This is a genomic window from Cellulomonas endophytica (genome assembly GCF_004123805.1).
GTDB classification, from domain to species: Bacteria; Actinomycetota; Actinomycetes; order Actinomycetales; family Cellulomonadaceae; genus Cellulomonas; species Cellulomonas endophytica.
The window spans coordinates 1-11,463 of the sequence record NZ_RWJX01000093.1; the positions used below are offsets into that span (position 1 = coordinate 1).

9 protein-coding genes are annotated in these 11,463 nt (G+C 76.6%); all 9 read left to right on the forward strand.

Features of this window, described 5'->3' with window-relative positions; all coding sequences use genetic code 11:
• Window positions 1–105 precede the first annotated feature (105 nt).
• Window positions 106–1,338, forward strand: coding sequence for a glutamine-hydrolyzing carbamoyl-phosphate synthase small subunit (gene carA, locus EJA20_RS16610; RefSeq protein ID WP_129339656.1), 1,233 nt, complete (start codon window positions 106–108; stop codon window positions 1,336–1,338).
• Window positions 1,338–4,676, forward strand: a complete 3,339-nt coding sequence (gene carB / locus EJA20_RS16615; protein WP_129339657.1) for a carbamoyl-phosphate synthase large subunit — start codon at window positions 1,338–1,340, stop codon at window positions 4,674–4,676. The genes carA and carB overlap by 1 nt, the downstream gene beginning before the upstream one ends.
• Window positions 4,673–5,545 carry an orotidine-5'-phosphate decarboxylase gene (pyrF, locus tag EJA20_RS16620; RefSeq protein ID WP_129339658.1) on the forward strand — a complete coding sequence of 291 codons (873 nt, stop codon included), beginning with the start codon at window positions 4,673–4,675 and terminating at the stop codon, window positions 5,543–5,545. Before carB ends, pyrF begins: the two co-directional genes overlap by 4 nt.
• A 125-nt stretch (window positions 5,546–5,670) precedes the next feature.
• Entirely contained in the window at window positions 5,671–5,982 is a 312-nt protein-coding gene (gene mihF, locus EJA20_RS16625) for an integration host factor, actinobacterial type (RefSeq protein ID WP_129339659.1), read from the forward strand.
• A 94-nt stretch (window positions 5,983–6,076) separates the two neighbouring features.
• Window positions 6,077–6,673: a guanylate kinase gene (gene gmk / locus EJA20_RS16630; RefSeq protein WP_420836449.1), complete on the forward strand. Its 597-nt coding sequence runs from the start codon at window positions 6,077–6,079 to the stop codon at window positions 6,671–6,673.
• Window positions 6,674–6,736: 63 nt separating this feature from the next.
• On the forward strand, window positions 6,737–7,018 hold the full coding sequence (gene rpoZ, locus EJA20_RS16635; protein ID WP_129339660.1) for a DNA-directed RNA polymerase subunit omega: 282 nt from the start codon (window positions 6,737–6,739) through the stop codon (window positions 7,016–7,018).
• A 19-nt stretch (window positions 7,019–7,037) separates the two neighbouring features.
• The gene (gene coaBC, locus EJA20_RS16640) at window positions 7,038–8,264 is read left to right on the forward strand and encodes a bifunctional phosphopantothenoylcysteine decarboxylase/phosphopantothenate--cysteine ligase CoaBC (RefSeq protein ID WP_129339661.1); all 1,227 of its coding nucleotides are present in this window, start codon (window positions 7,038–7,040) and stop codon (window positions 8,262–8,264) included.
• Window positions 8,265–8,274: 10 nt separating this feature from the next.
• Window positions 8,275–9,483 carry a methionine adenosyltransferase gene (gene metK / locus EJA20_RS16645; protein WP_129339662.1) on the forward strand — a complete coding sequence of 403 codons (1,209 nt, stop codon included), beginning with the start codon at window positions 8,275–8,277 and terminating at the stop codon, window positions 9,481–9,483.
• A gap of 41 nt (window positions 9,484–9,524) precedes the next feature.
• Window positions 9,525–11,463, forward strand: a 1,939-nt coding sequence (locus EJA20_RS16650; protein WP_129339663.1) for a primosomal protein N' family DNA-binding protein, incomplete at its 3' end; no start/stop codon positions are given.

Genomic DNA, 11,463 nt, shown 5'->3' on the forward strand with positions numbered 1-11,463 from the left:
GGTGCTGGCCGCCGCCGCCGCCCTCGTCGGGGGCCCGCCGCCCCCGACGTCGCCCCCCGCGCCCCCCGCCCCGCCCACGCCCCCCACCCCCCCGGAGGACCCCCGATGACCCACGCGCTGCTCGTCCTGGAGGACGGCCGGACGTTCCGCGGCGAGGCGTACGGGGCCACCGGCACGACCGTCGGCGAGATCGTCTTCAACACGGGCATGACCGGGTACCAGGAGACGCTCACCGACCCCTCGTACCACCGCCAGATCGTCGTCATGACGGCGCCGCACATCGGCAACACGGGCGTGAACGACGAGGACCCCGAGTCGGCGCGGATCTGGGTCGCCGGGTTCGTCGTGCGCGACCCGGCCCGGCGCTCGTCGAGCTGGCGGGCGCGTCGCAGCCTGGACGCGGAGCTCGTCGCCCAGGGCGTCGTCGGGATCAGCGGCATCGACACCCGCGCCCTCACGCGCCACCTGCGCGAGCGCGGCGTCATGCGCGCCGGCGTCTTCTCCGGGGAGGCCCTCGAGCGGCCCGGTGGCGGCACCGCCCAGCCCGGGGAGCTGCTCCAGCAGGTGCTCGCCGCCCCGGCGATGGCCGGCGCGGACCTCGCCGCCGAGGTCTCCACGGACGGCGCCTACGTCGTCGAGCCCCTCGGGGCCGACGGGCGGCCGGTGGCCGAGCCCGTGGCGACGGTGGCCGCGCTCGACCTGGGCATCAAGTCGATGACCCCGCACCGCCTCGCCGAGCGCGGGGTGCGCGTGCACGTGCTGCCCGCGACGGCCGACCTCGACGAGGTGCTGGCCCTCGCCCCCGACGGCGTCTTCTTCTCCAACGGCCCGGGCGACCCCGCGGCGGCGACCCACGAGGTCGAGCTCCTGCGCGGCGTCCTCGACCGGCGGATCCCGTTCTTCGGCATCTGCTACGGCAACCAGCTCTTCGGCCGCGCGCTCGGATTCGGCACCTACAAGCTCGGCTACGGCCACCGCGGCGTGAACCAGCCCGTCATGGACCGCACGACGGGCAAGGTCGAGATCACGGCGCACAACCACGGGTTCGCGGTCGACGCCCCGCTCGACGAGGACACGGTCGCGCCGCACGACGAGGGCCGCTACGGCCGCGTCCGCGTCAGCCACGTGGACCTCAACGACGACGTGGTGGAGGGCCTGGAGGCGCTCGACCTGCCGGCCTTCTCCGTCCAGTACCACCCCGAGGCCGCGGCCGGCCCCCACGACGCGGCGTACCTGTTCGACCGCTTCGTCGACCTCATGACGCAGCCCCGGGGGTCCGTCGACCTCCACGACACGCACCCCCACCACACGCACTCCGAGCCGAAGGGTGATGCCTGATGCCGCGGCGCACCGACCTGTCCAGCGTCCTCGTCATCGGGTCCGGCCCCATCGTCATCGGCCAGGCGGCGGAGTTCGACTACTCGGGCACGCAGGCCTGCCGCGTGCTCAAGGAGGAGGGCCTGCGGGTCGTCCTCGTGAACTCGAACCCGGCGACGATCATGACGGACCCCGAGTTCGCGGACGCCACCTACGTGGAGCCCATCACGGTGCCCGTGCTGCGCGCGATCATCGAGAAGGAGCGCCCCGACGCGCTGCTGCCCACGCTCGGCGGCCAGACCGCCCTCAACGCCGCCATCGCGCTCGACGAGGCCGGCGTGCTCGAGGAGTTCGGCGTCGAGCTCATCGGCGCCAACATCCCCGCCATCCAGAAGGGCGAGGACCGCGAGCAGTTCAAGCAGGTCGTGGCCGTCTGCGGCGGCGAGAGCGCGCGGTCGGTCATCGTGCACACGGTCGACGAGGCGCTCGCCGCCGTCGCGGACCTGGGCCTGCCCCTCGTCGTGCGCCCGTCCTTCACCATGGGCGGCCTGGGGTCGGGGATCGCCTACGACGAGGCCGACGTGCGCCGCATCGTGGGCCAGGGGCTGCACTACTCGCCGACCACCGAGGTCCTCCTGGAGGAGTCCATCCTCGGCTGGAAGGAGTACGAGCTCGAGCTCATGCGCGACCGCAACGACAACGTCGTGGTCGTCTGCTCCATCGAGAACGTCGACGCCGTGGGGGTCCACACGGGCGACTCCGTCACCGTGGCGCCGGCCCTCACGCTCACCGACCGCGAGTACCAGAAGCTGCGCGACATCGGCATCGCGGTCATCCGCGAGGTCGGCGTCGACACGGGCGGCTGCAACATCCAGTTCGCGGTGGACCCGCGCACGGGCCGCGTCGTCGTCATCGAGATGAACCCCCGCGTGTCGCGCTCCTCGGCGCTGGCGTCGAAGGCGACGGGCTTCCCCATCGCGAAGATCGCCGCGCGCCTGGCCGTGGGCTACACGCTGGACGAGATCCCCAACGACATCACGGGCTCCACGCCGGCCTCCTTCGAGCCGACGCTGGACTACGTCGTCGTGAAGGTCCCGCGGTTCGCGTTCGAGAAGTTCCCCGCGGCCGACGACACCCTGACGACGACGATGAAGTCCGTCGGCGAGGCCATGGCGCTCGGCCGCAACTTCACCGAGGCGCTGGGCAAGGCGATGCGGTCCATCGACAAGCGGGACGCGACCTTCCACTGGCGGGGCGCGCCGGCCTCGGGGGCCGCGCTCGAGGCGCTCGTCGCGTCGCTGGCCCGGCCGACGGAGGGGCGCCTCGTCGACCTGCAGCAGGCCCTGCGCGCGGGCGTCGACGTCGAGACGGTGCACGAGCGGACGGGCATCGACCCCTGGTTCCTCGACCAGGTGCAGCTCGTCAACGAGGTCGCGGCGGAGACGGCCGCGGCGCCGGCGCTCACGCGCGAGGTGCTCCTGCGCGCGAAGCGGCACGGGCTGTCCGACGCGCAGATCGGGCAGCTGCGGGGCACGTCGGAGGACGCCGTCCGCGGCGCCCGGCACGCCGTCGGCCTCCTGCCCGTCTTCAAGACCGTGGACACCTGCGCCGCGGAGTTCGCCGCCCGCACGCCGTACCACTACTCCACCTACGACGAGGAGACGGAGATCGCCCCGCGCGAGCGGCCGGCCGTCCTCATCCTCGGCTCGGGGCCCAACCGCATCGGGCAGGGCATCGAGTTCGACTACTCCTGCGTGCACGCCGCGCTGGCGCTCAAGGGCGAGTACGAGACCGTCATGGTCAACTGCAACCCCGAGACGGTCTCGACGGACTACGACACCGCGGACCGGCTCTACTTCGAGCCGCTGACCTTCGAGGACGTCCTCGAGGTGTACGCGGCCGAGCTCGCGGCCGGGCCCGTCGCCGGGCTCATCGTGACCCTCGGCGGGCAGACGCCGCTGTCGCTGGCTCACCGCCTCGCCGAGGCCGGCCTGCCCATCCTCGGCACGCCGCCGGACGCGATCGACGCCGCGGAGGACCGGGGCGCCTTCGGCAAGGTGCTGGCCGCCGCGGGGCTGCCGGCGCCCGCCTTCGGCACCGCGACGACCCTCGCCGGCGCGCGCGAGACCGCCCGGGGCATCGGCTACCCCGTCCTCGTGCGGCCCTCGTACGTCCTGGGCGGCCGCGGCATGGAGATCGTCTACGACGAGACGCAGCTGTCCGAGTACGTCGGGCGGGCGCTCGACGAGCTCGCCGACGGCGGGCGGGCCGGCACGCTGCCGCCGCTGCTCATCGACCGGTTCCTCGACGACGCCATCGAGATCGACGTCGACGCGCTCTTCGACGGCCACGAGCTGTTCCTCGCCGGCGTCATGGAGCACATCGAGGAGGCCGGCATCCACTCCGGCGACAGCGCCTGCACGCTGCCGCCCGTGACGATCTCCTCGGGCGAGCTCGAGCGGATCCGGCTGTCGACGGAGGCGATCGCCCGCGGCGTCGGCGTCCGGGGGCTGCTGAACATCCAGTTCGCGCTCGTCTCCGACGTCCTCTACGTCCTCGAGGCGAACCCCCGCGCGTCCCGGACCGTGCCGTTCGTCGCCAAGGCCACGGGGGTCGGCCTGGCGAAGGCCGCCGCGCTCGTCATGACGGGACGCACCATCGCCGAGCTGCGGGCGAGCGGGGTCCTGCCGGCGGAGGACGCGCGCGTCGTCGACCTCGGGGCGTCCATCGCCGTGAAGGAGGCGGTGCTGCCCTTCAAGCGGTTCCGCACGGCCGACGGCACCGTCGTGGACACCGTGCTCGGCCCGGAGATGCGGTCGACGGGCGAGGTCATGGGCTTCGACGTGGACTTCCCCACGGCGTTCGCGAAGTCCCAGGAGGCGGCCTTCGGGGGCCTGCCCACCTCGGGCCGCGCGTTCATCTCCGTCGCCGACCGCGACAAGCGCTCCATCGTATTCCCGGTGCGTCAGCTCGCCGAGCTCGGGTTCGAGATCCTCGCGACGGAGGGCACCGCCACGGTGCTGCGCCGCAGCGGCATCCGCTCGACGCTCGTGCGCAAGCACTCCGCGGGCCGCGGCCCGGACGGCGAGCGCACGATCGTCGACCTCATCGTGGACGGCGAGGTCGACATGGTCGTGAACACGCCCTCGGGGCAGGGTGCCCGGGCGGACGGGTACGAGATCCGCGCGGCGACGACGGCCGCCGACGCCACGATCATCACGACCGTGCAGCAGCTCGGCGCGGCCGTGCAGGCGATCTCCGCGATGCGCTCGGCGCCGCTGACCGTCCGGAGCCTGCAGGAGCACGGCGCGGCGACGCGGGCGCGGCGGGCGGCGGCCGCGGCCGGGACGCCCGCGTGAGCACGCCCGCGCCGTTCGGGGCCCGCCTCGCGGCGGCCGTGGGGGCGCACGGCCCGCTGTGCGTCGGCATCGACCCCCACCCGGGGCTGCTGGCCGCCTGGGGGCTGGCCGACGACGCCGCGGGCCTGCGGACGTTCGTGCAGCGCGTCCTCGAGGCCGTGGCGGGGCACGTGGCGGCCGTGAAGCCCCAGTCGGCGCTCTTCGAGCGGCACGGCGCGGCCGGCGTGGCGGTGCTGGAGGAGGTCGTCGCTGCGGGCCGGGAGGCGGGCACGCTCGTCGTGGTGGACGCCAAGCGCGGCGACATCGGCTCGACGATGGCCGGCTACGCCGACGCCTACCTGCGCGACGGGTCGCCCCTGGCGGGAGACGCGCTGACGGTGTCGCCGTACCTGGGCTTCGGCTCGCTGGCCCCGGCCGTGGAGGCGGCGCTCGCCACGGGCCGGGGGCTGTTCGTGCTGGCCCTGACCTCGAACCCCGAGGGTGCGGCCGTGCAGCACGCCCGGGACGCGTCCGGGCGGGCGGTGGCGGCCACCGTCGCGGCGGAGGCGGCCGCGCTCAACGCGGCCGAGCTCGCCGCCGCGGGCACGCCCGACGGCACCGGGTCGGTCGGCCTCGTCGTCGGGGCGACGGTCGGCGACGCCCCGGCACGGCTCGGCCTCGACCTCGCGGCCGTGCGCGGCCCGCTGCTGGCGCCGGGGGTCGGCGCGCAGGGCGCGGGGCCGGCCGAGCTCGCGGCGGTGTTCGGGGACGCGCGCCGGCACGTGCTCGCCTCGTCCTCGCGGGGGGTGCTCGCGGCGGGCCCGGACGTGCCCGCGCTGCGGGCCGCTGCCCGCCGGGCGGCGGACGAGGCGGGCGCGGCGCTGCGCTGACGTGCACGTCGGCGCACGTCGTCGCGCCGCGCTGCGTTGCCCCGGCGGGGCCGCGTCGCTACGTTCGTCCTCACGATCCCGCCGTCGGCGCGGGTCGCCGGACCGATGACGAGAAGGTGACGCGAGTGGCACTCCCTCCGTTGACTCCCGAGCAGCGCGCCGACGCGCTGAAGAAGGCTGCCGCCGCGCGGCAGGCGCGGGCCGAGGTCAAGAACCGGCTGAAGTACTCGCAGGGCTCCCTGTCCGAGGTCATCGAGCAGGGCCAGGCCGACGAGACCATCGGCAAGATCAAGGTGCTGGCGCTCCTGGAGTCCCTCCCGGGCGTCGGCAAGGTCAAGGCCCGTGCGATCATCTCCGAGATCGGCATCTCGGAGACCCGCCGCGTGCGCGGTCTCGGACCCCACCAGGTCAAGGCGCTCGTCGACCGGTTCGGCTGACGGGCGGCACCACCCCCCGGGCCGGCAGGCCGCCCGCGACGGGGCGGGCGGCCTGCCGTCACCCGACGCACCACCGGACCAGGAGCACATCCCCGTGAGCACCCCACCGCCCGCCCGTCTGACCGTCCTCGCCGGCCCGACGGCCGTGGGCAAGGGCACGGTCTCCTCGGACGTCCGTGAGCGGTACCCCGAGGTCTGGCTGTCGGTCAGCGCGACGACGCGCCGCCCGCGGCCCGGGGAGGTCGACGGCGTGCACTACCACTTCGTCACGGCCGAGCGGTTCGACGCGATGGCCGAGGCCGGCGAGCTGCTCGAGTGGGCGGTCGTGCACGGCGTGAACCGCTACGGCACCCCGCGCCGTCCCGTCGAGGAGCGCCTCGCCGCCGGCGTCCCGGCCCTGCTCGAGATCGACCTCCAGGGCGCCCGGCAGGTGCGCGCCTCCATGCCGGGCGCGCGGTTCGTCTTCCTCGCCCCGCCGTCGTGGGAGGAGCTCGAGCGGCGTCTCGTCGGGCGCGGCACGGAGGACGCGGAGGAGCGCGAGCGCCGGCTCGCCACGGCCCGCGTCGAGCTCGCGGCCGAGCCCGAGTTCGACCACGTCGTCGTCAACGACGACGTCCACCGGGCCACGGACGAGCTCGTCCACGTCATGGGCCTCGTGCCGCACGACCCGGCGGTCGCCGGCCGGCGCTGAGGCGCGCGGTACCCTGGTGGCGGACCCCGTCCCCCCTTCCCCCCGACCTCCCTGGAGACCACCGTGTCCGGAACCGTCGCCGCCCCCACGGGCATCACCGACCCGCCCATCGACCGCCTCCTCGAGCGCGCGGACTCCAAGTACGCGCTCGTGCTCTACGCCGCCCAGCGCGCGCGCCAGATCAACGCGTACTACGCCCAGCTCAACGAGGGCCTCCTGGAGTACGTCGGCCCGCTGGTCGAGGTGCGCCCGCAGGAGAAGCCGCTCTCGGTGGCCATGCGCGAGATCGACGCGGGCCTGCTGAGCATCGAGGCCGCGCCCGTCGAGGCCGAGCCGCAGGCCTGACCACCGGCTGCCGAGCGTCGTGCGCGTCGTCCTCGGGGTCGGCGGGGGCATCGCCGCCTACAAGGCGGTCCTCCTGCTGCGCCTCCTGCGCGAGGCGGGGCACGCCGTGCGCGTGGTGCCCACCCGCACCGCCCTGCAGTTCGTCGGGCGCCCCACGTGGGAGGCGCTGTCGGGCGAGCCCGTGACGAGCGACCTCTTCGAGGACGTCGACCAGGTGGCGCACGTGCGGGTGGGCCGGGAGGCGGAGCTCGTCGTCGTGGCGCCGGCCACCGCGGACCTGCTCGCCCGCGCGGCCGCCGGGCGGGCGGACGACCTGCTCACCGCGACGCTGCTCGTCGCCCGGTGCCCCGTCCTCATGGCGCCGGCGATGCACACGGAGATGTGGGAGCACCCCGCCACCGTCGCGAACGTCGCGACGCTGCGCGCCCGGGGCGTCCACGTGCTCGACCCCGACGCCGGCCGCCTCACCGGTGCCGACACCGGCCCCGGACGGCTCCCGGAGCCCGAGGCCATCGCGGCGGCCGCGCTGGCGCTCGTCGCCGGGCCGCGGCACGACCTGGCCGGGCGGCACGTCGTCGTCTCGGCGGGCGGGACCCGTGAGCCGTTGGACCCCGTGCGGTTCCTCGGCAACCGCTCCTCGGGCCGGCAGGGCGTGGCGCTGGCGGCCGCGGCGCGCGACCGCGGCGCCCGCGTGACCCTCGTCGGCGCGCACCTGGACGTGCCCGCACCGGCGGGGGTGGAGCACGTGGCCGTCGGGACCGCCGAGGAGCTCGGCACCGCGGTCCGGGCCGCCGCCGCGGACGCCGACGTCGTCGTCATGGCGGCCGCCGTCGCCGACTTCCGGCCGGCCGAGGCCGTCGCGAGCAAGATCAAGAAGGGCGCGGGCGACGACGCCCCCGTGGTCGGGCTCGTGCGCACGCCCGACGTGCTCGCGGGGCTCGTCGCCGACCCGCCCCGCGCCGGGCAGCTCGTCGTGGGGTTCGCCGCGGAGACCGGCGACGCGACGGGCTCGGTGCTGGACCACGGGCGCGCGAAGGCCCGCCGCAAGGGGGCCGCGCTGCTCGTCCTCAACGAGGTGGGTGCCGGCCGCGGCTTCGGGACGTCGGACAACACGGTGACCCTCCTCGACCGGACGGGCGAGGTGGTGGCCGGCGCGAGCGGCTCGAAGCGCGAGGTCGCGGACGCGGTGCTCGACGCCGTCGTGGCCCGGCTGGGCCCGGACGGCGGTGTCGGCGCTCCGCACTAGGCTGCCGGGCATGCCCGCCGCCATGCGCCTGTTCACCTCCGAGTCGGTCACCGAGGGCCACCCCGACAAGATCTGCGACCAGATCTCGGACGCCATCCTCGACGCGATCCTCGAGCAGGACCCCGTGGCGCGGGTGGCGGTGGAGACCATGGTGACGACGGGCCTGGTGCACGTCGCGGGCGAGGTCACCACGAGCGCCTACGTCGAGATCCCGCAGATCGTCCGCGAGGTCGTCACGGGGATCGGCTACACCTCCAGCCACATCGGCTTCGACGGCGAGTCGTGCGGCGTGTCCGTGTCCATCGGGCAGCAGTCGCCCGACATCGCGGCGGGCGTCGACAAGGCGCTCGAGGTGCGCCAGGACGCCGGCGACGACGACCCGCTGGACCTGCAGGGCGCGGGCGACCAGGGGCTCATGTTCGGCTTCGCGTGCGACGACACGCCCTCGCTCATGCCCCTGCCCGTGTGGCTGGCGCACCGGCTGTCGGAGAGGCTCGCGCTGGTGCGGCGGCAGGGGGTCGTGCCGGGGCTGCGCCCGGACGGCAAGACGCAGGTGACCATCGGGTACGAGGGGGACCGCCCCGTCCGCCTCGACACGGTCGTCGTCTCGACGCAGCACGAGCCGGACGTCCGGCTCGACGACCAGCTCCGGCCCGCCGTCCAGGAGCACGTCGTGCGGCCCGTGCTCGAGGCCGAGGGGCTCGACCTCGACGTCAGCGACGTCCGGCTGCTCGTCAACCCGACGGGCGTGTTCGTCGTCGGCGGCCCGCAGGGCGACGCCGGGCTCACCGGCCGCAAGACGATCGTCGACACCTACGGGGGCTACGCGCGGCACGGCGGCGGCGCGTTCTCGGGCAAGGACCCCTCCAAGGTCGACCGCTCCGCGTCCTACGCCATGCGCTGGGTCGCCAAGAACGTCGTGGCGGCCGGGCTGGCCCGCCGCTGCGAGACCCAGGTGGCCTACGCCATCGGCACCGCGCACCCCGTCGGCCTGTACGTGGAGACGTTCGGCACGGGCACGGTGAGCGACGAGGAGCTCACCGGGGCCATCCGCGACGTGTTCGACCTGCGCCCCGCCGCGATCGTGCGCGACCTCGACCTCCTGCGCCCCATCTACCGGCGGACCGCGGCCTATGGGCACTTCGGCCGCGAGCACGCGGACTTCACCTGGGAGCGCACGGACCGCGTCGACGCGCTGCGGGCCGCGGTCGGCGCCTGAGCGGGGCGCGCGGCGTGCCGGCCGCGGGGCGGGAGGCCCCGGTGGGCGCGGTGGGGGAGCAGCTCGCGCTGCCGGGGCTGCCCGGTGCGCGTCGTCGCCCCCGCCGGGTGAGCGCCGGGCCCGTGGCCCTGGCCGACGAGGGGCCGGTGGCGCGCGTCGCCGTCGACGTGCCGCCCCACCACCTCGACCGGCCCTTCGAGTACGCCGTGCCCGCCACGATGGCGGCCGCGGCCCGGCCGGGCGTGCGCGTGCGCGTGCGGTTCGGCGGCGGCGAGGTCGACGGGTACGTGCTCGGGCGCGTGGCCACGGCCGAGCACGAGGGCGACCTCCTCCCTCTGCGCCGGGTCGTGTCCCCCGACCCGGTCCTCACCCCGGAGGTCCTGCGCCTCGCCCGCGCGGTGGCGGACCGGTACGCCGGCACCCTGGCCGACGTGCTGCGCCTGGCCGTGCCGACGCGGCACGCGCGGACGGAGGCGGAGGACCCCTCGCCGTCCTCGGACGGCGGGGGAGCGGCGCCCGCCGCCGGCCCCGCGCACCCCGACGCCCCGGCGTGGGCGGCCTACCGCGGCGGGCCTGCGTTCCTCGGGCACGTCGCCCGCGGGTCGGCGCCGCGGGCGGTGTGGACGGCCCTGCCCGGTCCCGCCGGCGAGGACTGGCCCGACGCCGTCGCCCAGGCCGTGCAGGCCTGCGTGACGTCGGGGCGCACGGCGCTCGTCGTCGTGCCCGACGCCCGTGACGTCGACCGCGTGCTCGGGGCGCTCGAGGGGCTGCCGGAGGGGGCCACCGCCGTGCGCCTCGTCGCCGAGGACGGGCCGGCGGCCCGCTACCGCGCGTTCCTCGCGGCGCGGGACGGGCGGGCGCGGGTCGTCGTCGGGACGCGGGCGTCGGCCTTCGCCCCGCTGCCCGACCTCGGCCTGGCGGTCGTGTGGGACGACGGCGACCCCCTGCACGGCGAGCCGCGGGCGCCCTACCCCCACGTGCGCGAGGTGCTGGCGCTGCGGTCGGAGCTCGAGGGGTGCGCGCTCCTCGTGGGCGGGACGGGCCGGACCGTGGAGGCGCAGGCGCTCGTCGCGTCGGGGTGGGCGCACGAGGTGGCCGCCGACCGGGCCACGGTGCGGGCGCGCGTGCCGCGGGTCGCGGCGCTGACGAGCACGGAGCTCGCGCGCGAGGGCCCCGCGGCGGCCGCGCGGCTGCCGACGCCGGCGTGGCGGACGCTGCGGGACGGGCTGGCACGCGGCCCGGTGCTGGTGCAGGTGCCCCGGGCCGGGTACGTCCCGGTGGTCGCGTGCGGCCGGTGCCGGGAGGCGGCGCGGTGCACCGCGTGCCACGGCCCGCTGGGTCTCGACGGCGCCGACGCGGTCCCGGCGTGCCGCTGGTGCGGGCGCCTGGCGACGGGCTGGCGCTGCTCGGCCTGCGGGCACGGCGCGCTGCGCTCCGTGCGCGTGGGGTCGGAGCGGACGGCGGAGGAGCTCGGCCGCGCCTTCCCGGGCGTGCGCGTCGTGGTGTCGGGCGCCCGGGCGGCGGGGGGCGTCCTGGCGCGGGTGCCGGACCGGCCCGCCCTCGTCGTCGCGACCCCCGGCGCCGAGCCCGTGGCGGAGGACGGCTACGCCGCCGCCGTGCTGCTCGACGCGGCGGTCGCCAGCGCCGGGTCCGGGCTCCGGGCGGCGCAGGACGCGCTGCGCCGGTGGACGGCGGCGGCGGCCCTCGTGCGGCCGGCCGGTCGGGGCGGCCTCGTGCAGCTCGTCGGGGACGGGGCGGAGCGGCCGACGCAGGCGCTCGTCCGCTGGGACCCGGCCGGGCTCGCCGCGCGGGAGCTCGCCGAGCGCGAGGAGCTGGCGCTGCCGCCCGCCGTGCGGACGGCCGCCGTCACCGGTGGGCGGCGCGCGGTGGCGTCGCTGCTCGCGCACGCCCGGCTCCCCGGGGGCGCCGAGGTGCTCGGGCCGGTGCCGGACCCGGGCGCCGCACCCGCCGCCCCGGCGG